This is a genomic window from Mycoplasma wenyonii (assembly GCF_003265155.1).
Taxonomy (GTDB): Bacteria; Bacillota_I; Bacilli_A; order Mycoplasmatales; family Mycoplasmoidaceae; genus Eperythrozoon_A; species Eperythrozoon_A wenyonii_C.
Genome location: NZ_QKVO01000001.1, coordinates 118,697 through 143,500 on the forward strand (window position 1 = coordinate 118,697; position 24,804 = coordinate 143,500).

Consider the following 24,804-nt stretch of genomic DNA (forward strand, 5'->3'; position numbering starts at 1 on the left):
GTTAGGCTGGGTTAGAGGATGCAAAAACTATCTACTCTAGAAAAGAAAGAAATATTAGCTGGATTCGCAAAAAGTACCAAAACACAAGTTGTTAAGCCAAAAGCAGTTAGTCAAAGAGTACCTTCACAACTTGATTCCAAACTTTATTGATTGATAAATAATGTAGCATTAATAGCTTTAACTACTGTGCCATGATTAATTACATTTGGTGAAGGGATTTATTCACTTGTAGCTAAAAAACCAAACAGTTACTCTAATTATTCAGGAGAAGGAAGATCTTATGGAGGGGGCTTTGGCTCTATGGATGCAAGAAGAAGTTATTATGCTTATGCTTCTGAAGCCTTTAGACCTACAATGAGATTCTCTCCGATGCCTTACAGTAATGGAATTACTTTTGGAATGCCTTGACTGAACTAAATGATTAAGTTAACTGATCTAGAGAAAAAAGAGACTCAAGCGGGGGTTGCCAGAACAGCTACTAAGATAGCTTTTAAGTTTTTTGAGGCGGCCACAGGAGTTGTTACTTTCACCAGCTTGTCTAGCTTAATATTGGATGTAGTTATTAAATATTTTGGAGGAACTAAAAAAATGCCTCCAGTCCCAGCTAAATCATCGATTTATTCTTTAGATTCTCCGGCAACACATGAGCAGTGATTAAAAATGCAAGAAGTCCAACGTAAAAAACCAAGTAACTTTTATTAGTAGTTAATTCCTAGTACATTCTCTTCTTCAACCCTAACTTCTCTTATTCTCTTCTTTTCTCTTACGAAGAAACCAACTAAGTGATAGTAATACTTATCTACTAATAGATTTAGATTAAATCAGAGAAGAGTTAAGGGGGGAATAAAGAATAAGCAAATAACCAATACTAAGAATAGAAAATAAGAGAAAGCAGTTAATAGTTCTAGTTTTGCAGAAGTTAAGGCTAGAACAAGCATACTAATAAAAGCCAAGAAATAAAACCCATTATCTCTCTTTAGTTCTGCTCTAATTTTTCTTGATTGAAGTCAGAATTGAGACTTTTTATTTTGTTGTTCGTCAGCAATTAGTTTTGATACCTCTCTTGAATTAACTATTAACTTGACTCAGAAGCTTAATAGAACAAAGAAGGCAGAAAGAATTATTTCAGGCAGTAATTCAGGAACTTGCATAAATTTTCCTGACAGCAAGAAAAGAAAACCAGTTCCCAAGAATAACAGGGAAGAGATGATTAAGGAAGAGGCATTAGCAAAACCAAATCTAAATAAGCTATAGCAACTTACAGGGGCGAGAGAGAGAAAGACTAATCCAACAGACTTTTCAAGAGAAGGCATAACTGAGAAGGAATCAGTATTTTGAATAGTTCATTTAGTATTTCCTATGCCACTAGTTTTTTCACCATTCTTGCCACTTAAAGCTTGAGTAATTGTTTCTATATTTAGGTTCTCTGGAAAGAGATAGAAAAGCCAACCATTGGAAACACCAGTATTTTTGCTTTTGAGTGAGTCTGGAATGCTCTTCAGCTCTTTGTAACTTCCATTAAGGCCTTTTAGTGAGTTACTTAATTGACTCTTTGCACTAGAGTCAACAGACAACAACTTATTATTTTTGAAGAATTGTGGGTAGTTTAACTCACAATTTGAGAGCCACAGAATTAAACCAATAAAGCCTAGAAGAAAGATAACAGGGGCAAAATCCAAGGAGGCTAATTCTGCTTTCTTCTTTTTGATCTCTTCTTTAACAGTTGATTGCTTTCCTTCAGCTTGTATCTCTCTTATTAAATGCCAGAGACTATGTGTTTCTCTTTTTTTATCTGCTCAATAAAGACTATTGGAAACAAGTAAGTATGGTTTTTGTTCCCCCAAATAGCTTAATTTAGGTAGATAGAAATTAGAGAAAAGGAATCAAACAGTCAACATAAACACAGAACCTAATCCTAAGACAATTCCCATCTCTTTTAGCTTTGTAGGCAATAAAAAGATAAGTAATGCTGCGGGAATTAACAACATTAAAGCTAGTTCATATAGGTAGATATTGTGTTTCTTATTTGCTAGATACATTGCCATTCTTGTTGTGTAGTTATTAGCTTTTAAATACTTCTTCATTCAACTGAATAGATTGAGTGAATTAGAGAGGGAAAAGAACAATAGAGCTAGAATACCAAACAGAGTTGATTTATTTGGAGTTAGACCAGCAAATAAGAAGATACTGTAGATGGAGCCACAACCAACAATCAAGAAGGCACAAGAGAGTAATCCAGGAAGTCTATATTTATAGGCAAAAACTACAAAGAGAAATAGAGCAAAGATAGAAATGGATAGCCAGCTATCCATTGCCTCTTAGTTCTCTCTAGATAGTGATTTGTTGAGCTAGATAATTTTCCCTAATCACGGGGAAATCTCCTGTACCTTTTGCATCAAAAATAATAGCTGGCCATTGATCTTTGTTGTTATCCATTGTTCTTAAGTAATAATTTTTAATACTGTAATGTCTAATCCAATCAATGATTATAGGAACATTTCATTCACTATTTCAGGATTTATTGGGTGTTATGGTTAGTTTGATATCTGGCTTGTAACCTTCCCCACCTTTTAGATCATGTACTGCATCAGGGCCTGATGCGTAGGTAATGTAATTAGGGAAAAAGAGTTCAAAAGATTCTTTATCTCCCCCTTTAACCACTTGAAGTAAGTGATGTTTAAACACACTAGCGTCTTTAGATTTCTCTGTGAGTAGGTTATATAGCATATTTAGGTCTTTAGATTTCAGTTCCATTACATTTCAATTTGCATTTTCAAAGTCATAGTTAGATTCTCTCTTGACTCAAATTTCATCAAAGTAGAACTTAAAGAAATCATTTTCTTCTTTAGTTAGGGACTTATAAAGAGTTTCTAGTTGTTTTTTGAGCTGTTGCTTTTCTTTGGGTTGTTTATGGAAATAACTTTTTACGAATTTGTATTTACTTAAAGCTTTTTGATTAAAGAATCAGATTTGAAAACCAAGATTTAGCTTAAGTCTTAGTAAGTCTTTATCTAGTCAGACATATCAATTCTTTTGACCTATTTCACTAGAGGGAACATAAACTAGCTTTCTAATTTCATCAGTAGTAATGTGTGCCTTCTTGAAATAAATATCTATTGCATCTTGACTTAAAGCATTTCTTGCAAGCTTAGTGTGTTCATTGAGTAAGTGTTCAGTCTTAATTAGTTCTTTGTATCGAGAATCCTCACTTATGAGATCACTATCACTAGATTTTTTTTCAAATCATCTATCTATTGTTAATTGGTTTAGCCTTACTGTATTAAGTCATTCTCACTCTCTGCCTTCTACATAATCTTTTCTCTGGACTTGAACAAATAGGTTAGGTTGTTGACTACCTTCAATTCGGGATGAGCCAAACTCAGATATCAAATTGATATTGGTTTGGTGATTGTGATATTTCTTGTAGTAACCTTCAAGCCTATCTTTATCTGCTTTAATTAGTTCTTGTTTGGACTTATTTTCTGGACTATATAAGGGGACTCTAAAGAAATAATGATGTACTATAGGAGCTTCTGAGAAAAGTTGTTTAGGAAGAACTAAAGTAATAGGTGAACCAAGAAGCATAAAAGGAAATCCAAGAGTTAATCATTTAGGTAACTTGAAAGCCATTAAGAAAGTAATTAAAAATGGCTTGCAGAGCCTACTACAAGAACTTAAACATACCTACAATAATTAAAATATAATACTGACTGCTGTATAATATTTAGTCTTTTTATGGCTAAATTTGTTGTTCTATAAATCTATAAATAAGATAAGAAGAAACAGATTTGTATAGTTAATGGGAACAAATTACATAGTTAATGGGACAAAGGCGCTTTTGGTATTGGGTGTTGGTTTAGGAGGTCATCAAATTTACTGAAAAGTAGCAGGAAACTATCTAGATGATGGATTCTTTTACTTTGCAGACAAGATGTCAATGATTGACAATAGCCTATTACCTAAGAACAAGGTTTACAACTCTGACTCTGCAATCACCAAAGTAGAAGAATATGTCAAGGAAAAAGATTGAATGAAAGATTATTACAGCTATCACGTAGACTTTCAATCTAATTCAGGAGTTAGGGATAAATTAAACACATTAGCTTTTAATGGCTTCAAAGATAAGGCCTCTGTATACAAGATAATCAAAGATCACTCTTTGAAACTTTCAATGCCTTGCCAGTCCGGAACAGGTTGATTATTAGACTTTGAACTTCCTAAAAATGGTCAATACCCAACCAAGTGATTTATTGCAACTAATCTACATGTAATCAACAAATTCAGATTCAAGGAAAATCCATACAAGGTAGTTTTGCCTATAACAGAAAGTTCTGTTAGATATCATGTTCCTTCCCAATTTGGATTGATGGGAAGAGCTCTAACTAGCTGTGAAGCCTCAATCTATAACAATACCTCAGAACTATCTCTATACACAGAAAGAGATGCGGATGATAGAAATATCTACCCAGAAGACACTAGATATGTAGAACTCTTCAGAAGACAGGGAGTTAGAAATGCTGAAGAGCTAGTTCATTTATATAAAGCACTTGGTTACATTAAAGAACCAAATATTTATACCACTACCATTAAAAATCCTAAGCTAGTGTATGCGGCTGTAGATTTCTTGGGACCTAGATATACAGTTTCTGGACACAAAGTTAGTGAAGTTGGTTACTTTAAAGACTTTGGAGTTATGGAAGTAGACTTTGCTAATGAGAACCAAGCAAGAATTATGACTAATGGAATATATGACAAGTACTATAAGAACAACCCTGCAGTAAAGGAAAATAATGGTCAATTAACTAAGATAGACTTCTTCGCCCCAGAGTTAATGAGTAAATATAGTGCTAATGAGTTAGCTAATCTGGAAGATAGATACTACATAGGGGGTTACCCGGGAGGAGTTGCAGAGAATCTTTCTTTTGAAGTAAATACCAAGTTAAAGGTATCTAAGCCAGCACATTATGGCTTCTTTAATTACTATCACTATGACACAGAATTAACAGATAGTAAGCTAACTTACTTTAAGAAACACAGAGGAAATAATGAACTAACCTTCAACCTATTAAACAGTAAAGGACAAATAATTCCTGGACATTCAGATATAGACAGTATAGATAAAGTAACTAATTCTTCAAAAATTGTTTGAGATGGCAAGGAACTAAATGGTTGAGGATACAACTACTTAATTGACAATTCCTTTTTAGGCAAAGGAGCTTCAGGTTCTATGGTATTGAACCAAAAAGGAGAACTATTGGGACTTTATCGAATGTACAATGAAGGATTTAATTATGGATTTGTTGAACCTTTGAGAGCTAGTTGAGTAATTGATGAAAAAGGAAGAATTATTCTTCCTGGATTTGATTTATTGACTGGTAGCGGAAGACAAGAGATATCTTACAAGTCTCAACTAGAAAGATTTAATCCTAACTTAACTACTTATCTAAGACATAATTCTTGAAGCTCAAATGTCCAAACAGTTTAGTAATAAGAGAGACTAAGGGCTAATAACTTTAAAAGACAAATAATTAAATAAGATTTTGTTTGTCTCGGGGGGGGCGCTTCAAGCAAATAAGGTAGGTTTTGGTTGTTTAGTATTATTAGGTTCCGTTTCAGTCGCAGGAATAGCAGAATTAGAGATACAAAAACAGTTGCTATCTACATGAGGCAAGTCTATTGGAGAGTGATTCTCAGAGAGACTTAGTAATTCTTCTCAACAGACTCAAGAAGCAGGAAGTCCAGTTACTTTCTCTCAGATAGCTTTTCCTTTTACCTATGTGTGAGGACAGGTATCTGGTCCAGTAGGTCAAGCTTTACCCTATGTACAGTCTGGTTTCGAGCAAATCAAATCATCTTTTGGAGATCTCTGAGGTGCTCTTAAGAGTTTCCTTAAAAGCTTATTTGAACCAGAGATTTTTAACAATATCTTTAAAGACTTACATTTAAGAATTTGAAGAGTTCTTGTATTTGCTTTCGCAGGAGGAAAAGGTAGAGATAGTTTTTTAGATTTATTCAGTGAAGAAAAAAAAGAAGCGACTAAGATAGCAACTAAGTTCTTATTGGGAATGGAGCAGAAAGGAAGTAAATACTTTAAGGCTGATAAAAAAGTATTTAGTTTCTTACTTATGCAATGAATGTTTAATCCTAAAAAGATTACTGAAAAGTTCGAGAGATTATCTAAGACTATTCAAAATCTAGTTAAGAGGGCAGAAACACATGAAACTGGAGGTTCCTCCTCCAGCAGCGAAGAGTCACAATCCCCGACTCACACCTACACATTAACAGTCCCAACTGTTAAGCAATATCTGGATGTTGAAGAGGGATTGCCAGAAATACTCTTTAATCTAATGTGAATGGGTGAAGTAGCTTCCAAAATTAAGACTGGACACGATCTAACAATGGAATCTAAGTCTTGAGTATCTTGATTCTTTAAATCTTCTTAATAAAAATCTATAAATAAGGAGGTTATAAGTCTCTCACTAACAATAAAACACTAATGATTTTGTTGGGGGGGGCATCAATAGAGTAAAACACTTTCTGTGTTTTATTTCAGACTTAATGCTTTACAACGTAGCAGAATAGCTTATGGTTGTATAGTTGCTTTAGGATCAATTACTGCAGCTGGGATTGCGGAGATTGAAATTGAAGGAAAGGTATTTTCTAAGTGAATTGCATCTGTCAGCGAGACAATTCAAGCTGGGATGAGCCCCTCCTCTACGCAGCAACAAAGCAATCTGGTAACTTCAGAACATGTGTTTGCCCCATTTATTTCTGCTGGAACAGAGGTATCTAAAGTTGCTTTAAAAGTTTGACCATATGTAGAGGGATCTTTTCAAGCGATTTGAATGCTTAAAGATCAATGGCAACTTGTATTTAAAACAATTAAAGATTTCTTATTTAGCTTATTTGATTCCAAGATATTCAATAGAATTTTTGAGAATCTTCATACAAAGATCTGAAATGTTCTGACTTTTGCTGTCGCGGGCGGGGATGGAAGAGATAGCTTTATAGCTTTGTTTGGAGAAGATAAGAAGGAAAGCACTCTTTTAGCGGCAAAACTCTTATTAGGACAATCAGTTTCTGGAATTAAAAACTTTAAAGTGGAACCCAATGTTTTCCATTATCTATTCTTAAGATGAATGGACAAGCCAAAAGAAATTACTAATAAATTCGATAGATTGTCTCAATATATAAAGAAATTAACTGATAAGTTGAAGGGACCAAGTGGTTCTTCTGGCGGGGTTGGAGATAGCGCTGAAGCTGAATCCCCAGAACGTACCTATTTACTCAAAATACCTACAGTCAAAGAATATTTAGATATTGAGGAAGGTTGAAAAGAGTCTCTTTTCAATGTAATTTGAACAGGTGAGGTTTTGATGAAAATTAGAACAGGTACAGATGATTTTGTTGGAGCAAAAACATGAGCGACAATGTTTGGCGGTGTCTTAGGGAAATTAGGAAACGATCTAATTAAATAGATAAAAATTAAGTTTTCAGGATTTAGTTACTGATAAGAATTATGTTCTGGCGGGGGGGGCATGAATGGCAATAAGCTTTAAGACTTGAATTATCTTGGTCAATTATTTTTAAGAAAAAGTACTATAGGTTATGGCTGTCTAGTTCTTTTAGGTTCAGTTTCAGTGGCTGGAGTAGCAGAACTGGAATTAAAACATCAAATCTTTTCTAAGTGAGTTGGGAATTTCACAAAAGGAATTAGAGAAGGCATTTCTTCAAGCAGTAGTCCCACTACTTCTCAGGGTCAAGCAATTACTGCTACACAAGTATTTGGGCCTTTTGTTATTGCCGGTGAAGCAGTAGCGGGTGCGGCACAAACAGTCTGACCTTTTATCAAAGGAACCTATGATATTCTCAAAACCCTCAAGACAAATACTGCTGATTGATGGAAAGGCATTAAGTCTTTTTTTACAAGTTTGATGGAACCAGAAATATTTAAGAGGATCTTTGAGAATATTCATCAAAAGATTTGAAACATTCTGGTTTTTGTTGTTGAGGGCAAGAAAGAAGCAGGCACTTTTATAGGTTTATTTGGCGGAGATAAAAAAGACAAAACCCTGTTGATGGGAAAGCTTTTATTAGGACAAGAAATTCCTAATGCTAAAAATTTCAAGGTAAAGCCTAATGTATTTCACCATTTATTCTCGAAATGAATGGATAAACCGAAAGAAATTGCTGAGAAAATTGATCGACTACTATCTAAATCTATTGATACATTAACTGAAAAATTGAAAAGTCAACAAGATTCTTCCGGTCATGTTTATCTATTAGATATTCCAACAGTAGATGCCTATTTAAAAACTAGAAAAGGTTGACATGAAAATATTTTTACTGATATTTGAAAGCGAAAGATTCACGAGAAAATTACAACCGGCAAAGATGATTCAACACAAGCCGAAAAATGAATAGAAAATTTAGGTAAGTAACGGGAATCTAATTAAAAATTAATTCAAACTGATTAAATGTTTCTTTCTGAATTAGTTGAATATCAAAAGAAGTTAGATACAAAAGTATTTGAGTTACAAAAACCTAATCTAGATGATTATCACTTACTACTAGCAAGAAAAACAGCCTTAATTTCTGAGTACTTTGAGTTTTTAAATGAAACTAAGTTATTTAAGTATTGAACCAATAAAGAAATAGAGTTAGAGAAACTTTATGAAGAATTTATAGATATAGTTCATTTCACCCTATCTCTTTTATATGTATATGAGCTAGAAGATAAATTAGGACCTAAATATAGTTTGGGAGTTAGTTCCTCTGAAAATAAAGAAAACCTATTTGTTAAAGCTAGAACGGACAGTAGATTAAAAATTGAACTCTTGAATACCAACTATAGCTGAATGAGAGAGATTTATTTAGCAATAGAAAAAGATAATTTTGCTGAATGGTTAGGTTGACTTTCACAAATAAGTATTTGATTGGCTTTAACAGGAGAAGAGATTAAAGAAAGATATTTGTTAAAGTGAAAGACTAATTTTGAGAGATTAGGAGTGAAAGTTAATTAAGGAACCTTTATTAATTAGACTGTTGGGCTTTTACGCTAGTATCAACTATCTTCTTAAATTCATTTGGATTATGTATTGCAAGTTCAGACAATACCTTTCTATTTAGCACAAAACCTGATTTTTGTAGTAAATTAATTGCTTTAGAGTAAGTTAGACCTAATTCCCTAAAAGCAGCATTTAATCTAGTAATTCACAATCTTCTAAAGTCTCTTTTTCTATTTTTTCTATCTCTATAGGCATATTGATCTGCTTTAAATACTGATTGTTGAGCAACTTTATATCCTGCATGTCTATGGCCTCAGTAACCAGAAGCTCTTGCTAATACCTTTTTCCTTCTATTTCTAGTACTTACACTATTAATCGCTCGCATGATTTAACTATCTCTTTCCTTGAAGTAAATGAGCAGTTATTTTGTATTGTGCGTCATTAAACAATGCACTTTTTCTTAGTTGTCTTTTTCTTTTTGTAGTTTTTGCTGAAGCGCAGTGAGATCTATGAGATCTTTTTCTCTTTATAGCCCCAGATCCTAAAACAACCACTCTTTTTGAAAGAGATTTCTTAGTTTTATGTTTAATCTTCTTAAGTTTGGACACAAGATTTTAAAGACAATCCTATCCTATTTTATTTTCTGAAGAACTTACCATTTTAAGTAATTGGGTGATTTGTTAAACAACTATTTTCTCGTAGTTGTTTAATTACAACCTTGAAAATGTTCAGCCTTCTTTATTTGTCCCGCAACCAGAACCTTTAAGAAGAAAAGAAAAAACTAACTCTAATCCTCTTAGAGCTTTTTCAAAACTCTATCAACTAAATAAGAAGTATTTCCTCAATATTTGGGGAATACTTTTCTTAATAACCGTATTTCTAAATCTTTATTTCTTGCAGCCTATAGATTGAAATAAGTTTCATTCTGTATTTTTCCAGAATAAACAAAAAGGGAATTCAGCCCTTACAGGAGTAATAGTATTTGGTTCACTCTTCTTTCTTATTAATGACCTATTCTTGGCTAAATGAGCTTTTTCTATCTATATTCCCAAAAACAAAAGATTAAAGGAAAAGATTTCAAAGATAGAGTGGCTCAAACTTCTCTCCGTTACTTTCTTTATTAGATCCATTACTCCTTTCTCAATAGGCTCAGAACCTTACATTATTTTCTGACTAAAAAAAAGAGGAGTTTCCTTAAGACAATCTTCTGCAATAGTCTCTAGCCTAACTATTAGTTGGTTTTTGGCTCAAGGGATAATAACTTGACCTTCCTTTATCGCCCTTCAAATGAATCACAATTTAGTCTCACCTACAAGAGTAGACTCTAAATATTCTTGAGCAATTGTTATTGGTCTTATTGTGGATGTTGTATCTACCTTATTTGTATTTACTATTAGTTACTGTCAGTGAGTTCACTATGCCTTTGGGTTAATAAAGCTGAAGTTAAATTACTTCTTCAAGTTCAAGAATGTAGTAGTACTCTCTAAAGCAGAACTGAAGCACAAATATCTGGATAATAAAAGCTTTCAAAGAGACTTTAAGAGAGTCTTCTTTAATGTAACTACTATTAGAGCTTTACTGGTATTTACAGCCCAGAACCTACTCAATTATGCTTTGTATGCATTGTTAGCTATTGTCATAATAGATGATCAGAATTTCATCAATAGCTTTCACATTATTAATATCTCTACAACTTCTAATAATTTCTTACCTACCCCAGGTTCAGAGGGTTCAATTCAATTCACCATTGAAAAAATGAATTCATTGGTAAGTCCAGAGGTTAATGGTGTGACTGCAAAGACATCAAATAGTGATAATAGTAATTCACTGAAGGGTGTGATCTTTCTTTGAAGATGGTTTCAAAAATATAAACCTTTCTTGTGTAGTGTGGCCTTCCTAGTTGTTTATTTTGTAGTAGTTAAATGTAGACTTGCCATCTTTAACAAGAGACTTAAAGAGATAAATCGTTACAAGAATATTTCTCCAGAACTAGCCTCTTGATATACTGTCAACGCCCCTTTAACTCTGCCTTAGAAATACCTATCTGTTCACATATTTCTTGATTACTCAATTCATTTGCTTTTAGTTTTCAAATAGCAGAATAGAGTCTATTTTTAGTCTCTAGGAATTGACTTATTTCTTCTGATTTTTGTTTTATTTCTAAGTCAATACAAATATCAAGAGAGTTTTTGATTCTCTTCTTATTGTGTTCTAGGTATCATTTCTTTTCTATTTTGGGAATACATTGTCAGTTAAAGGTGTTCTTTATCTCATTTAGAGTTTCAAATCTAATGAGTTGATATAGATAGTTCTTGAAAGATAAAACTCCTGTAGTGCTTTCTAGATCGTAATTATTAACTGCTTTCCAAAAAGCTAAGAAGACAAAGCTCTCTACTTCATCTAAATACCAATTAATTAAGTTGGAATAGATTCTGTTATTAAGAAAAGTAGTAGCATACTTGCAAGAGTTTTTAAAGAATTTATCTAGTAGTAGATTAAATGCTTCTTGATCTTGATGCTTTTGAACTTTTTCTATGCAAGCTCTAACTAGTTGTGTTTCAGAAAGCATTGCCTTCTTCGTTAATGTATAGAGGCATTATATGTGCAAAATGAGCATTTTTTGTCTTGAAAAAGTCCATAAAAAGTCTTAAATTATTCCGTAATTTTTCTTAGTTTTTGCAAAAACTCAATGATCTCTGGTTTACAACTCTGAGAATTTAAGAGAAAAACTTCTCTAATAATTCCACATCTACAGTTTTTTTGGAAGTCAATAAAGATCTCTTCCATCTTTTCAATAAATATGTTGAGTGGGGATTTTTGTTCCATTGACTGTAGATTAATAGTGGTTCTTATCTTTTCTGAGTCATCCAAATGTTTCTCTCAGAATAAATCTATTTGTTCAATCATGATTTCCTTCAATAAGCCATTGAGGTCAATGTTTACTAACTTAGCTCTTTTTAGATCCCAAAAGTAAAAGAAAACCTTTTTAAGAAGTTCTTCTTGTTCTGCAGGTTTCTTGTTTTTGAAGTCAGATTCAACAAATAAGTTTTCAATCTCAAAGAAATAGGTGTTTAGGATATAGGCAAGATCTGCTGGCCTATTGGATTTTTCTTGTAATTGACTCAGGAAATCAGTCATTCAACTATTAATTTGTCTTTCAATCATGTTGAGAAAGACTTTTTCATTTTCTTCACCAAAGAGAATGAATTTTCTTTGGTTGTAGATAATGTCTTGTTGAATAGAAAGTACCTCACTGTATTCAATCAAGTTCTTTCTATTGTCAAAAGAAGAATATTGAATTCTTTTTTGCAGAGAGTTAATAGTTCTAGATAGGAAAGAGCTTTCAAAGTGTTCTTCCTTGATTTTTTTCGAGAGTTTCTCAAATTTGTCGGCACCAAACCTCTTAAATATAGTGTCTTCCAGAGAGATGAAGAAGACAGTTTTTCCTGGGTCTCCTTGTCTTCCTGATCTCCCTCTTAGTTGGTCATCTACTCTTTTAGATTCATTCTTCTCACAGGCAATAACATAGAGCCCTCCTAGCTCAACAACTTCAGGAGAGATCTTGATATCAACTCCTCTACCTGCAATATTGGTTGCAATAGTAACTGCATATTTCTGTCCTGCTCTTGCAATAATTTCTGCCTCCTTGTAGTGATTTCTTGCATTGAGGATCTCACAAGGAATCCCTTCTTTGAGTAGTAAAGAGTAGATATATTCAGATTCATCAACTGAGCTAGTTCCAACTAATAGAGGCTGGCCCTTAAGATAGTGGTGTTTGATTTCAGAGATAATTGCCTTAGTTTTAGCAACTTTGTCTCTAAAGATCATGTCAGGCAAGTCAACTCTCCTAGTTTTTCTGTAGGTAGGGAGCTGAACCACAATCATGTTGTAGGTTTCAGAGAACTCTTTAGCCTCAGCAAATCCTGTACCAGATAAAGCAGCTATTTTTTTGTATTTACGGAAGAAGGTTTGATAGGTAATCTTGGCCGAGACCTTGCTTTCATGTTCAATATCTAGATATTCTTTAGCTTGTAAGGCTTGTTGCAACCCATAGCTATAGCTTCTATCAGACAGTATTCTTCCTGTTCATTGGTCAATTAACTTAATACTGTCTTCGTGAACAATGTATTCTCTACCATTCTGTAGCACAAAGTTTGCGCAAAGGGAATTATGTATCTTATTGATAATGATTGAGTTTTCCAGAGAGTAAAGACTCTCTAATTGGAGAGAATGCTCTAGTTTCCTAATCCCTCTGCTGTTTAATATGACTGTTTTGCTCTCTCAGTCAATTTTGTAGTCCAGCTCATCAAGTTGTTTAACAGCTATATCTATCTCTACATATTCCCTATGGTCACTTCTAACAGGCTTGGAGATGATAAGAGGGGTTCCAGCCTCATCGATTAAGACAGAATCTCCTTCATCTATGATGGCATAGTTAAGCTCAGGAAGAACTATCTCACTAGGATTCTTGGCCATATTATCCCTTAGATAGTCAAAAACCAACTCTGAGTTAGTTGTATAGGTGACATCACACTTAAACATTTCTCTTTTAAGGTATTTAGTGAGAGTAGTGCTATTGAAGCCTACTGAGAGACCTAGAAAATTAAGAGTTTTTCTGCAGAACTCTGCATCTCTCTTAACTAGATACTCATTAACAGTTACTATATGTAGTCCTTTTTTGGTTAGAGCCAGCAAGTAAGCAGCTAAGACAATAACTAGAGTTTTTCCTTCTCCAGTCTTCATCTCCGCAAAGTTACCTTCATAAATTATTAGTGCCCCTAATAATTGAGTTCTAAATGCGAATAAGTTATGGGTTCTATAGGCCGCCTCTCTAACTACAGCCAAAGCTTCAGGTACTAGATCTGAGAGAGATTCTCCTAACTCTAGTCTTCTAAGAAAATACCTAGTTTTTAGCTTTAGTTGCTCATCCTCAAGACTTCTTAGTTCAGCAGAAAATCCTTCTATTTGTAGTACTGTGGCATTTAATCTAGAGAGAATAGATTCTGAGGGACTTAATAGAGTCTTTATTCCCACTATGTGTTAAAGTCTTGTTAGTTAAATGTGGCCTTATAAGAAAGTTAAAAACCTAGAAAATTAGCTAATTTTATTTTCGTTTAATAGACTGACTCTTTCTTTTACTTAGTTAAGTTAAGAAATAGATCTATTACTTAGTTAGACTGTCTGGATGGAAATTGAATGGTTGTCATACTTCTCTTCCTGAACGGTTTTGTCCTCCATGTTCTTTAAGTGTTCATTGACAAGTTAAAGGTCGTTTTCCACTATTGTGTTCTAGAGGGACACTGGTATTTTGACAAATAGATTCAAGCTTTAATTCTCTGTTAAGTCAACTACTTCAAAATCAAATGGAGGAGTGATCAACCGATATATCTTTTAGAGTAATTTCTTGATTATTTGAGCGCTTTAAGGTAATAGTTGATTTTGTGTTTCATTCTCTTTTACCTTTTAAAGAAACAATCTTTTCTGTAAGGGTTGGGTCTTTAGTTGAATTGTAGTAATAGAAAACAAGATTTGAGTTACTTGTTTTATTTATGCAGGCCAATAAACGTTCTTTGGAGTTGAAATCTAGCACAGAATAACACTTCTTTACTTCTTTTAAGTTCTGTACTGACTCTTGTTCTTGAGTAACGTGAGAGATTTGAGAATTTGTTCCAGAAGCTACTCCAGCATTAGTAACTCTCCCTAAATTACCTTTTGCGTTGTCTTGATTATTTTGCCCCCCCCAGCTAAACAGTGAATTACCAAAAGTTGCTAAAGAAGTTAGACCAATACCTCCAAAAACAGCTAATTTAGCTACTAGGGAATTTATCAATTTATTAAGTCGTTATTTAAAAACCAGAGAATGTTATCTCTGTTTGTTATAGGAAGTTTAATGCTTTATTTTAGGGAATATTCCGATTAAAATCCCTTAAAAGTAGTTATTTAGTACCTTAAGCCTTTTTAGAAATAAACTCTAACTTTAAATGTTTGGACCTAAGTTAATTATTTTATTGGGGGGAATTGTTGCACTAGGGGCAGGGGTTCCTTTGGCTGTACTTTTAGGAGAGGAAAAGATTGCTCTTCATTCAGAGAATTCAATTTATAAAAGATGAGTAAGTCCTAAGGGCCCTGTATTAGATTGTTATGACTGAGAAAGACATTATCAAGTATTCTTAGATTTTTCCGGCGGGGGCACAGGTAAAGAGAGTGATGTCCCTATTTTAAAGATAGCTGTTCTTAGAGATATAAGAGAAGGCAATAGAAGAATTAATACTTCAAAAGAAGGTAAGTGATCTAAATGAAGAATTACTAATCTATCTCCTAAGCATAAAGGAGTATATATGGAAACTCCTCCAGCAGGTCACGACGATTGAGGAGAACGACAGTGAGCTGAACAAGTAACATGCCATTCAACTCAGCTTGAATGAACTAATCCAGAACAAGATAAATGAGTAGATGGCAAGGACATTAAATTATCACTTTCTGGAGAAAACTGCAAGGTAGAGATCGGAAAAGAAGGGAGAAAGGATTGCAATATTGATATGTCTGTGGCAGGAGACACTCTTAGATGAAAAGAAGGGTTTAAACCTCAAGCGCACTTTAGAGCTATTTCTTAGAAGTTAAGTTTTTAGAAACTAGTTAGATTTACTTATTTTTCACAAGAGGAGGCGCAAGAAGAACAACCATTTTGTTGTTGTGTTTTACAACAGCAATCTTGGCTTTGAGAGCTTGTTGTTCCATTATTTTGCTTAATTGCATAGTGATATATGGCTAAACCACCGGGCATTGAGATAGTTATAAGGCCAAAAATCCAATTAAAGTTTCCCATAGTTAATTAAGTAATTAGTTTCTTGAAATCTCTCCCCAAGTAAATCTAATGTTTAGTTAATTATTGAAAAAGATAAGATGTTGCGACTAAGTAGTAAACAAATATCCAAGAGTTGATATTCAAGTTTTAGAACCACCCGTTACATCCACTCCCGTTTTGATTTTGGTCATAACCTCTGTAGCTCACATTAGTTCAAATACTGTTTCTTTTCAACCACTTTCCACATCTATATAGTCTCTTACAGTCGGGATTCCTAGCTCATAAACATATGCTCCGTTTGAGTCAGATGAATCTGATGAAGATGTTTCAGCCCCTTTATTTAGTTGTTCAGTAAATTTTTCTATTTTCTTTGTTAATTTTTCAAATTTCTCAGTTACTTTTGTTGGTTCAGTAAACCACCTCATCAAGATATAGGGAAATACTTCTGGCTTAGCCCTAAACTTTTTGTTTTTTTCCAAGTGAGAACCAAATAGAAATGTTAAGCCTGACAAAGTACTCTTTTTATTGGATTCACCGAAGAGTCCAAAGAATTTAGATCTTCCATCTCCTCCCGCTACAGCAAATGAAAGAGTTTTTCAAATCTTTAGATGAAGATCCTTAAATAACTCTTTATATATTTGTGGTTTTATGAGAGATGAAACCAAAGATTTTATTTGAGCTCATAAAGTTTCTCAACTCTTAAAAAGAGTAGGTAAAGCCACAACACCCATAGTAATGTAAGGTCAGACTGTGGTAGCTGCCTCAGCAACCGCTTTTCCTGCAACTGTAAAAGGATGAAATACTTGGTCTGCTGTAACTGTCTGCACTGCGGAGGCAGAACTACTGCTTGACATACCATCTTGAATTCCTTGTATAGTTTGTTTAATCCACTTAGAAAATGTTTGATTAGTAATTTCAACTTCTGCTACCCCAGCAGTTGCAACAGATCCCAGTAATACTAAACACCCATAACCAATAACACTTTTCCTCCCAAATAGCTGTCCAATATAGTTCAACTTAAAGAGTTTTTAGTGATGAATGCCCCCCCCCGCAAGTACATATTGTTTATTTGTTAATTAATTAACTTTTAATTTGTTGTTTTTCTGTGAACTGGTTTTTTATTGAATTAAAAAAGAAATTGACTCAGTGATAATCAAGACCTTTGTTGATCATTTTTTTGACTTCCATTTTTAATTGTTGAACGAACTTCTAGAGGTCAGAAAACTTCAAAAAGCGTTTCACCCAACTCTTCTGAAGTTTCTAAATATTCTTTTACCGTAGGAATATCTAATTCATAGGGACTTGAACCGCCATTACTTCCATTCAATTTTTCAGAAAGATTTTTGATGGTTGTTGAAAACTTTTCAATCTTTTTAGTAACTTCTTTCGGCTTATCCATTCAACTTAAAAGCAAATAATTAAATACATTAGGTTTAGCCTTAAAGTATTTACTTTTTCCAATTTCTTGTCCTAGTAAAAAACCCAAAACTGAAAAGGTACTTGTCATCTTATCTCCTTTAAATAAACCTATAAATTTATCTCTTTCGCCGTTACCAGATCCAGACAAGAAAAAAGAGGTTATATTTCAAATTTTGGTGTGAATATTGTCAAATATTTTGCTAAATATCTCTCTATCAACTAAGTTAGAAATAAGATTTCAAATACTGCCAAAAACTTCTTTTCAACTTGCTTGAAGAAGTTTTAATGTGCTCGGCAGTTCAGAAAAGAATGGTCAAACTGATTTAGAAATTTTTGCCACTTCCGAGCCAACAAAAGTAAATGGATAAAAAATAGTCTCTGAAGTTACAGGACCACTTTGTTGTTGCTGGGGGAGGGCATTCACCATTCCAGCTTTAATTGTTTCGCTGAAAGATTTAATCCACTTAGAGAATACTTTTCCGTGTATTTCAATTTCAGCCATTCCAGCAGTAGCAATAGTACCTAAAGCAACTATACAACCATAAGCTATTCTGCTACGTTGCAAAGCATTAAGTCTGAGATAAAACACAGAAAGTGTTTTACCCTATTGATGCCCCCCCCAGCGCAAGCACTCATTATTGAACTTGAATATGGCAATTTAGTGAAAAGATTCACTATATTAAAAAAACCAATTAATTTCACGGGAGAATTTCAAGGACACTATTAGTTGTTTTACTAACTAATGAAAACCAGTTACTGTTTTTGTTTCTTGATTTTATTGGCGTAAAAAGATAATGCTGTAACTTGTCTTTTGTTTGTTACTTATTCAAATTTTCTAATTTCGGAGAATGTGTTTGATTAGAGCAAGTTAATATTTTTTCTTTACTTTCTTTCTTTTGTCAATTTACTTTACATTCTTTTAATAAGTCTTTATTGGTTAAGAAATTCAATTTAGAACTCTTGATTTCGATTTTTTGGTCGTTTAGAGTTATTAATTCCAAGCGCCCCTCATTAACCTTGATTTCTTTAATCTTTTGTGGCAATTGTTCATTATCTCCTTTCTTATAAAAGTAGAAACTAGTATCGGAAGAATTACTAGTTACTGGACAAGTTAATAATTGCTTATCATCTCTTTCCTTAACTAAAACTAAGCAGTTCCTTTTAAAGTCTTCTAGACTTTTTAGTCCAACTCCTTCCTTATTTTTGTATATAGAAATTAATGGATAAGCTATAACAATTCCAGCCACAGGAACAAGACCCATTACTGAAATTATTTTTCAAGGAGCTAAAGACATATAAAAAATTGACTACTTGATTATAAGACTGTCCCAAAAATAATCCAAAATAAAATCTAAGAACTCATAAATCACTATTTAGATAGTGATATCACTTCCTATACAAAAACTTGTAGTCAATTGTTACTGGAGGTGGATTTGTTGCCGGCACAACTACCCTAGCTCTTAAATGAGATTTCTTTTTCGGCCCTAAATACCCAACCCTAACTAAATTATTTAAAGCTACTGTAGGGGACGCAGAGTCTCAAGAAGAAAGTTGTGTAAGTGCTAAATTAGGAGCTACAGCTAGAAAGAAACATTTAAAGCTCTGAATTTGTTCATTCCCCGACTTCCCCAAAACACCTGTGTTTTATTTTTTTGATAACGGAAGAAATCAAGAAAGGGGATCAGAGCCACAACCTCCTTTTCTTGGCAAGAAAGTTTCAAGCATTAAGTTAATGAAAAATGAAACAAGTACCGCTAATTGATTTGGGAATTATGACCTATGAGTTTATTATTCCAAAGATCAAAAGGATTATTCTCATGCGAGATTAGATATTCAGGATGAAGCGGGAAAACAAAAAGGAAGAAAAGGACAAAGACATAATTTAGATGAACAGCAATCTTCTTTGCATTTCTTTAGTCAATTGGTTACAAAACAGATCACCAAGTTAATTCCTGAGAAATGCAAGTTAGAACTAACTAATGAAAAAGAAGAAAAGAAATTTTATTCTGTAAGATACGAACAACAAATATTAACTATCAGAGATAAAGCAAGATCTTCCGAAAATAGATAAATAGCAAAGCAAAGTTATATAAAGAGTTAGACCAAATAATAAGTAATAATTAATTTCTTTAAAAAAATACTTTGGCTATTGAAACTTGATTAATTTATGTGTACTTTACTTTATTTGGAATTTCCTTCAAATAATAGATAAATTGACTCTTGTGAACCCTTCGGCTCAAGAATTTTAACAATCATTACTGATTTTCCTTTATCGGTGGTAACTGGCTCTCCTCATTCTCCAGTAATAGGTGTTTCCATCCTATTGCCATTGAAAATAGTTTGATAATCTCCCGAACCCAATGTTTTAGTTTCTGTTGTTACGTCAAATCTATCTCCAGCCCTAAGAGATCAGCTATTTAAAAGTAAATCATCAGAAAATATTCCTGTTCAGTTAGAAATTTTGACACTGGTTTCTGTATTAGTATTTTGGCAATATATAGCAGTGTAATCATCTGAAAGCTTGTCAAATTTTCAAAGCACATCAGTTATTTCATCAGAATCATCAAGAACAACACAATTTCCTTGTTCTCTTGATTTAGCCCTTTGTTTTTGAATCTCACTGGCCTCTCTATCTCCAGTCCTAATTGATTGGCCAACAGAATTTGAAGGAGAAGGAGAAGTAGAAGCGGAAGATGATACTACAGCTTGACCTTCTTTAATACCAGTGTTATTTGAACTAACTTGTAAGGCCTTAATTGCTAAAGGAATGCCCCCCCCTAGGCCAATTCCAGCCCCACAAATTAAAGAAATAAGCTTAATGTAAGCAGACAAGTTAAAGAAGTTTAACTATGTCGAAGTAAAAAGAACTTTAACACTTAGTAATTTTTTGACTATTTATTAAATAACTTAAGAATTTAACTATTAAACCCTAAAGATTAACTATTCCTTCTTGAAACTTTCTTTGATAGAACCAACCGCATCAGCATTTCTGTGTTTGTAGAGGGTGTCAAATCCGTAACCAACCACCCAAACATTTGGTAACATACTTCCTAAGAAATCAATCTTCCCATAAACATTCTTTGGATTAGGCTTTGCAAATAGCATACATATTTTAAAATCAACAGCTTTAGTTTTAGCTCTAGCTTGTTCTAAGAATTTTTGAACAGTGATACCTTGATCAATGATGTCATCAAAAATAATAACTCTGTTACCATCATACTTAGAATTATCAAATTTAATATCTATACTCTTTGAAGAATCAACGCTAGTTGAAGCGCCATAAAATGAAAGTTTGTCAGTTAACAGATAAAGAGGAAAGTTCAATAGTGGCAAAATCTTACCTAAGAAGATAATTGCCCCTTCAGTGAAACCTACACAGCAAACGGGTTTTGTTGAATCTCTGTATTCATTGTTAAGTTCTTGAGAAAGTCTGTAAATCATACTGTCAACTTCTGCACCTTCAAAGAAGATTTCATCGAAAACTTCTCTCTTTCTTTCTCCATCGAAGATTCTTTTCATTAGAGGAACAATAAAGATCCCAATTCTCTTCTTATCTGAATCTGAAATTCCAACTTGAATAGCATCAGGGAATATTTCCAAGCTTTGAATAACTTTTCGTACACCGGCAAACGCATTATGCATTTGAGTAAACAAGCCTGTGTAAGTATCTAGATCAATTGAAAATTGTGCAATATTGTAAGAAATTGTCGCATCAGCAGAACCTTCTGCTTCAGTCATTAAAGCATTGTCAGCTTTTGCTTGTTGTTTTGCAATCATACTTCTTAAGTATCTAATAACTCCTTTTGAAAGACTAGCAAGCTCCTTTGCATTTTCGGCAAATCAATTTTGATTCGAAGAAGAAAAGGAAGGCACATCAAACAATTCAAGCTGTTGGGCCATAAATGAAAGCTGTTCGACTGAAAAACCCTCATTCACATTATCTAAATCACTTGCATCTGCTACAGTTTCTACATATCTTCTAGAAATCACAAGATCATCTAAAACCTTTTTGATATTGCTATAGAACTTTGCAAACTGATAACCAACAGTAGTTAATTTTCCATTATCTAACTTTTGTACAACATTCTGATGTTTTAAAGCAAGATCTCTAAAAGTATCTCTATATTTGTAGTATTGTCTTAAAGTCACTCCGTTATTGTCTTTGATAAGCAAAGCACAAACAATTCTCATAAATGGTTTTTGAGGAATTTGTGCGAGCAAATCATTTGTTTTTGCCGGCAAAGCACGAGCACAGTGAGTTCTAAAAGTATCTCAGGAAGGTTGAGGGGCGCCAGTAACTAAGGAGTCAAGAATTTTAAGTGATGTATTGAGAGTTTCTAGGTCAATCGTTTTTTGTTCTCCGTGCCAGAGAAGATGAGCTTTAATTACTTGAATCCAATGCTTGTCAATGATTCCAATCGCTAGAGGAGCTGTGAAACTAGGCATTTTGTTTTGCCGTTTGTTTCTTTAGTGACTTAGATTCTAAATAATTTATCAAAATTTTGAATTTTGTTTTGAAATAAAAACTCAATTGTTACAACTTGAATCCATTAATATATTTCTGGAGTTTGTTTATGGAAATGAATAAGTATTACTGATTGGTATTAACCACTAATTAATAAGTTTTGGTCTCTAACATTTACTAAAGGAGTAGAGTAACTATTTAATTAATAATTTATTTATGTCGTTTTTTAAAGACAAAATAGCAAAAGCAGAAACATCATCGTCTTTTGATGATGTATTGATAAAGCCTGCTTATTCAGCTATTCTTCCTGCGAATGTTGATCTAACCCTTAAGTTAAATGACAAGTTAAGTCTTTCTGTGCCTATATTTTCAGCAGCTATGGATACCATCACTGGTTACAGCATGGCACAAGCAATAACAGCATATGGGGGCTGTGGACCATTACATAAAAATGTTGAAGCTATTGAAAACATTGAAAACCTTAAGAAGCTAAAAGAAGAGTTTGGAGACAGTAAGCCTCTTTGTGTTTCTGTGGGTGTAAATAACACTCAAGAAGAAATTACAAATATGGTTGGCGCAGGAGCCAATGTAATAGTTGTAGATTGCGCACATGCACACTCAAAGAGTGTTGGTGATTTAGTTAAGTGAATTTCTACTTCTTTTCCAGATGTTTACTTAATTGCTGGAAATATAGTTACTGCTGAAGCGGCTCAATTCTTAGTAGAGAGGGGAGCAAATGCAGTAAAGGTAGGAATTGGTTGTGGTTCTATCTGCACTACCAGAATAGTTACTGGAATAGGGAGAGGACAAATAGATGCAGTAGCGGAGGTCGCTGACTACTGCAAGGATAAAGGAGTATTAGTTATTGCTGACGGAGGCATTAGAACTACAGGAGAAATAGTTAAGGCAATAGCATGTGGGGCTGATGCAGTTATGTTAGGAAATATTATTGCAGGTACTGATGAGTGTCCTGGGGATATTGTTGAAATTGAAGGAATTAAATACAAGTACTACAGAGGAATGGGAAGCTATGGAGTTATGAGGGGGAATAATGAAGGAAGATACAACAGACATTTACTTGCTACTTGCAAGAGAGTGGCAGAAGGCATTGAGAGTTATGTCAAGGTTAAAGGACCAGTAAAGGAAATACTTAACTCTATTGAGTGGGGAATTAAAGCTTCTTTCGGTTATTTTGGAGCAACTAACTTGAAAGAAGCTAAGGAGAAAGCAGTCTTTACTAGAATTACTTCTTCAACATTAAGTAGAAGTAATTACCATAGCATTGATAAGTTAATTGGTTAATTAGATAGATTAAAAGAGATAACCATTAGACATATTTTCATATCTTTAAATAGGTCGTTTTTAGTTAGTTGTTAGCTTTCATTTCACGTATATAAAATTCAGAGAAATTTAAAATAAGTAACAACAAGATTTTTAAAAGCTTCCATGAGTGATTGTCAAGCAGGATTTAAGAGTTTGGGAGTAGAGGAAATGAATTCTATTAATTGATTAGAAAGAATTAATAAGTCTATAGAAACTGGAGAGTTTTCCAAGTTAAGAGATGTTGTTAAGTTATTTAAAGAGTTAAAGTCTGAAGGAAAAGTTAACTTACATGTTTTTATTCTTGCTTCTAGAGGAGGGGTTGATTCTTATTTAGATCATTTGTATGCTTTTTTAAAAGTTACAAAGGATTACGGAGTCAAAGCTTTTGTTCATTTATTTAGTGATGGCCAAGATGTACCACCCAAGCAATTTTTAAATGATCTTTCAGAGATAGAACAGCAGATAAAGGAAAATAATTCTGTATTAGCTTCTATTTCCGGAAGACATTATGCAATGGATAGAAGTAAAAACTGGAATAAAACAGAAAGAGTATTAAAGGCTTTTGTAAAGCAAGCAGATACTACTGTGTTTAAATCAGCAACAGAATATGTAAAAAATCAATATGAGAGTGTTTCAGATGAAAACATAGTTCCTGCAATCTCTGAGGAATATGCAACTACTTCTGGGTTAGTGGAAAGAGATTTTCTTGTAAACCTTAACTTCCGGTACTATGGAACTAGACAACTATGTCACTTATTAGTTGGCTCTGGAGAGTTATATGAACATAGTTCTAAATTGACACCAGATAATTTAAGTTTGTATGCTATGACAGATGATCCAAGAATGTTCTTGTCAGGAGTTTTCTTTAGATAGTTTTTTTAGAGTAACAATATTAATAAATAGATAAAAGTTAACTGACTTTGTTAATTTTTTTAATCTCGGAAATTCTTCTTTAGTTGAATATTTATATCTCAAAATTTGTTTTTCTTTGATATATATTTGAGCTTAAAGTTTTCAAACAATAAAAAGATAGATGTGATTAGGTAATTTACTAGGATAGGTGATTTTTAAGGAGTTTCTTTTTGGTTAGAAGTTAAGAGCAGGTTAGTTAAATTAATTGATTTATTACTTAGTTCTTTGTATTAGTTAAGTACATAGTCATTTTTAGTTAGATTTAGGGTCATATGATGGCCATCAGTTCAATCCCTGGCCCATCCATTTGATCAATTATCCGAACGACATCGGATTCTAATTCTTCAATTCTCACCTCATTCATAGCCATTTCAGTTGTACTTGCATTGATTCCCCCAAAAAGACCCTTTTTCACCCCACTTCTTTCCAGTTTCTCTATCTTTAATTAACTCTATATACGTAGGTCCCGCCTTCTTTATGTCTTTCGCCAAGTCTCAGTGAAGTGCTTTTTCCCTGTTTTGTAATTGATATCCTCCTTTTTCTAGTCGTTCAACCAAATAATATTGATTCCGCTTACCATCTTGTCATAACTTATGTTTATTAGTTAACTGTGTATCTCCGAACCAAAGTGTTACGCCCTCTCATTGATTTTGTCCAGTCACCGTAAATTGTTTTTTAATAGGCTTTTCGACTCTCAAATATAGCTCTGTTCCATTAGATCCTTTACCTAATATAAATCTTAGATTTTTTGCTGTGTCACCCCCGGAGGTTTTAACTGTTCTTTCTCCTGATGAGGATGCGAAGAAAGCGCATCCGATGCAACTTAGAACGAAAGGGGTAACAAGACCCTTTCAAGGAAGGGCTGGTATCCT

General features: G+C 33.5%; 27 protein-coding genes. 12 read left to right on the forward strand and 15 right to left on the reverse strand.

Annotated elements, in window-relative coordinates; translation table 4 throughout:
• Nucleotides 1-18 precede the first annotated feature (18 nt).
• Nucleotides 19-417, forward strand: coding sequence for a hypothetical protein (locus DNK47_RS00665; protein WP_112665009.1), 399 nt, complete (start codon nucleotides 19-21; stop codon nucleotides 415-417).
• Nucleotides 418-702: a hypothetical protein gene (locus DNK47_RS00670; protein WP_112665010.1), complete on the forward strand. Its 285-nt coding sequence runs from the start codon at nucleotides 418-420 to the stop codon at nucleotides 700-702.
• On the opposite strand, the gene DNK47_RS00675 is transcribed toward DNK47_RS00670, so the two are convergent.
• Nucleotides 699-2,312, reverse strand: coding sequence for a hypothetical protein (locus tag DNK47_RS00675; protein WP_112665011.1), 1,614 nt, complete (start codon nucleotides 2,310-2,312; stop codon nucleotides 699-701). The genes DNK47_RS00670 and DNK47_RS00675 overlap by 4 nt on opposite strands.
• A 16-nt stretch (nucleotides 2,313-2,328) precedes the next feature.
• On the reverse strand, nucleotides 2,329-3,630 hold the full coding sequence (locus tag DNK47_RS00680; protein ID WP_112665012.1) for a hypothetical protein: 1,302 nt from the start codon (nucleotides 3,628-3,630) through the stop codon (nucleotides 2,329-2,331).
• 169 nt (nucleotides 3,631-3,799) lie between these two features.
• Between DNK47_RS00680 and DNK47_RS00685 the strand changes: the two genes are divergently transcribed.
• The 5 genes from DNK47_RS00685 to DNK47_RS00705 all read left to right on the forward strand — a co-directional run bounded on the left by DNK47_RS00685 (nucleotide 3,800) and on the right by DNK47_RS00705 (nucleotide 9,023).
• The gene (locus DNK47_RS00685; protein ID WP_112665013.1) at nucleotides 3,800-5,485 is read left to right on the forward strand and encodes an MIP family Ig-specific serine endopeptidase; all 1,686 of its coding nucleotides are present in this window, start codon (nucleotides 3,800-3,802) and stop codon (nucleotides 5,483-5,485) included.
• 55 nt (nucleotides 5,486-5,540) lie between these two features.
• Nucleotides 5,541-6,443, forward strand: a complete 903-nt coding sequence (locus DNK47_RS00690; RefSeq protein WP_112665014.1) for a hypothetical protein — start codon at nucleotides 5,541-5,543, stop codon at nucleotides 6,441-6,443.
• A 96-nt stretch (nucleotides 6,444-6,539) separates the two neighbouring features.
• Complete coding sequence (locus tag DNK47_RS00695) at nucleotides 6,540-7,478, forward strand: hypothetical protein (RefSeq protein WP_112665015.1); 939 nt, start codon at nucleotides 6,540-6,542, stop codon at nucleotides 7,476-7,478.
• An 84-nt stretch (nucleotides 7,479-7,562) separates the two neighbouring features.
• Nucleotides 7,563-8,441 (forward strand): hypothetical protein, encoded by an 879-nt coding sequence (locus DNK47_RS00700; RefSeq protein WP_112665016.1) that lies wholly within the window; start codon nucleotides 7,563-7,565, stop codon nucleotides 8,439-8,441.
• A 36-nt stretch (nucleotides 8,442-8,477) separates the two neighbouring features.
• Complete coding sequence (locus DNK47_RS00705) at nucleotides 8,478-9,023, forward strand: dUTPase (RefSeq protein WP_112665017.1); 546 nt, start codon at nucleotides 8,478-8,480, stop codon at nucleotides 9,021-9,023.
• A gap of 10 nt (nucleotides 9,024-9,033) precedes the next feature.
• Here the strand turns inward: DNK47_RS00705 and rplT are convergent, their stop codons facing one another.
• Entirely contained in the window at nucleotides 9,034-9,393 is a 360-nt protein-coding gene (rplT, locus tag DNK47_RS00710) for a 50S ribosomal protein L20 (protein WP_112665018.1), read from the reverse strand.
• A 7-nt stretch (nucleotides 9,394-9,400) separates the two neighbouring features.
• Complete coding sequence (locus DNK47_RS00715; RefSeq protein ID WP_110555198.1) at nucleotides 9,401-9,616, reverse strand: large ribosomal subunit protein bL35; 216 nt, start codon at nucleotides 9,614-9,616, stop codon at nucleotides 9,401-9,403.
• Nucleotides 9,617-9,710: 94 nt separating this feature from the next.
• Here DNK47_RS00715 and DNK47_RS00720 point away from each other — a divergent pair, with 94 nt between their 5' ends.
• A complete protein-coding gene (locus tag DNK47_RS00720) occupies nucleotides 9,711-11,042 on the forward strand; it encodes a lysylphosphatidylglycerol synthase domain-containing protein (RefSeq protein ID WP_112665019.1) in 1,332 nt (443 codons plus the stop codon).
• Here the strand turns inward: DNK47_RS00720 and DNK47_RS00725 are convergent.
• The 3 genes from DNK47_RS00725 to DNK47_RS00735 all read right to left on the reverse strand — a co-directional run bounded on the left by DNK47_RS00725 (nucleotide 10,960) and on the right by DNK47_RS00735 (nucleotide 14,838).
• Nucleotides 10,960-11,577, reverse strand: a complete 618-nt coding sequence (locus DNK47_RS00725) for an RNA polymerase sigma factor (protein WP_112665020.1) — start codon at nucleotides 11,575-11,577, stop codon at nucleotides 10,960-10,962. The genes DNK47_RS00720 and DNK47_RS00725 overlap by 83 nt on opposite strands.
• Before the next feature lie 83 nt (nucleotides 11,578-11,660).
• Nucleotides 11,661-14,042 carry a preprotein translocase subunit SecA gene (locus DNK47_RS00730; protein ID WP_112665021.1) on the reverse strand — a complete coding sequence of 794 codons (2,382 nt, stop codon included), beginning with the start codon at nucleotides 14,040-14,042 and terminating at the stop codon, nucleotides 11,661-11,663.
• A gap of 130 nt (nucleotides 14,043-14,172) precedes the next feature.
• Nucleotides 14,173-14,838, reverse strand: coding sequence for a hypothetical protein (locus DNK47_RS00735; RefSeq protein WP_112665022.1), 666 nt, complete (start codon nucleotides 14,836-14,838; stop codon nucleotides 14,173-14,175).
• Between the two features lie 151 nt (nucleotides 14,839-14,989).
• Here DNK47_RS00735 and DNK47_RS00740 point away from each other — a divergent pair, with 151 nt between their 5' ends.
• Entirely contained in the window at nucleotides 14,990-15,622 is a 633-nt protein-coding gene (locus DNK47_RS00740; protein WP_112665024.1) for a hypothetical protein, read from the forward strand.
• A 32-nt stretch (nucleotides 15,623-15,654) separates the two neighbouring features.
• On the opposite strand, the gene DNK47_RS03410 is transcribed toward DNK47_RS00740, so the two are convergent.
• From DNK47_RS03410 to DNK47_RS00765, 5 genes are all read right to left on the reverse strand, one after another.
• Nucleotides 15,655-15,792, reverse strand: coding sequence for a hypothetical protein (locus tag DNK47_RS03410; RefSeq protein ID WP_181454132.1), 138 nt, complete (start codon nucleotides 15,790-15,792; stop codon nucleotides 15,655-15,657).
• A gap of 128 nt (nucleotides 15,793-15,920) precedes the next feature.
• On the reverse strand, nucleotides 15,921-16,829 hold the full coding sequence (locus DNK47_RS00750; RefSeq protein ID WP_112665028.1) for a hypothetical protein: 909 nt from the start codon (nucleotides 16,827-16,829) through the stop codon (nucleotides 15,921-15,923).
• Nucleotides 16,830-16,939: 110 nt separating this feature from the next.
• Entirely contained in the window at nucleotides 16,940-17,821 is an 882-nt protein-coding gene (locus DNK47_RS00755) for a hypothetical protein (RefSeq protein ID WP_146737504.1), read from the reverse strand.
• Nucleotides 17,822-18,050: 229 nt separating this feature from the next.
• Nucleotides 18,051-18,494: a hypothetical protein gene (locus DNK47_RS00760; RefSeq protein WP_181454133.1), complete on the reverse strand. Its 444-nt coding sequence runs from the start codon at nucleotides 18,492-18,494 to the stop codon at nucleotides 18,051-18,053.
• Entirely contained in the window at nucleotides 18,430-18,864 is a 435-nt protein-coding gene (locus tag DNK47_RS00765) for a hypothetical protein (protein ID WP_112665034.1), read from the reverse strand. Before DNK47_RS00765 ends, DNK47_RS00760 begins: the two co-directional genes overlap by 65 nt.
• A 7-nt stretch (nucleotides 18,865-18,871) precedes the next feature.
• Between DNK47_RS00765 and DNK47_RS00770 the strand changes: the two genes are divergently transcribed.
• Nucleotides 18,872-19,303: a hypothetical protein gene (locus DNK47_RS00770; RefSeq protein WP_112665036.1), complete on the forward strand. Its 432-nt coding sequence runs from the start codon at nucleotides 18,872-18,874 to the stop codon at nucleotides 19,301-19,303.
• A gap of 110 nt (nucleotides 19,304-19,413) precedes the next feature.
• Here DNK47_RS00770 and DNK47_RS00775 read toward each other — a convergent pair whose 3' ends face one another.
• Entirely contained in the window at nucleotides 19,414-20,064 is a 651-nt protein-coding gene (locus DNK47_RS00775; RefSeq protein ID WP_112665038.1) for a hypothetical protein, read from the reverse strand.
• Nucleotides 20,065-20,172: 108 nt separating this feature from the next.
• Nucleotides 20,173-21,678 carry a phosphoribosyltransferase gene (locus DNK47_RS00780; protein WP_112665040.1) on the reverse strand — a complete coding sequence of 502 codons (1,506 nt, stop codon included), beginning with the start codon at nucleotides 21,676-21,678 and terminating at the stop codon, nucleotides 20,173-20,175.
• Between the two features lie 235 nt (nucleotides 21,679-21,913).
• On the opposite strand from DNK47_RS00780, the gene DNK47_RS00785 reads away from it, so the two are divergent.
• Both DNK47_RS00785 and DNK47_RS00790 read left to right on the forward strand, forming a co-directional pair.
• Nucleotides 21,914-22,999 carry an IMP dehydrogenase gene (locus DNK47_RS00785; protein ID WP_112665042.1) on the forward strand — a complete coding sequence of 362 codons (1,086 nt, stop codon included), beginning with the start codon at nucleotides 21,914-21,916 and terminating at the stop codon, nucleotides 22,997-22,999.
• A 144-nt stretch (nucleotides 23,000-23,143) separates the two neighbouring features.
• Nucleotides 23,144-23,893 (forward strand): hypothetical protein, encoded by a 750-nt coding sequence (locus DNK47_RS00790; protein WP_112665044.1) that lies wholly within the window; start codon nucleotides 23,144-23,146, stop codon nucleotides 23,891-23,893.
• Nucleotides 23,894-24,162: 269 nt separating this feature from the next.
• Here the strand turns inward: DNK47_RS00790 and DNK47_RS03415 are convergent.
• The coding region (locus tag DNK47_RS03415; protein WP_181454134.1) for a hypothetical protein at nucleotides 24,163-24,804 on the reverse strand (642 nt) is incomplete at its 5' end.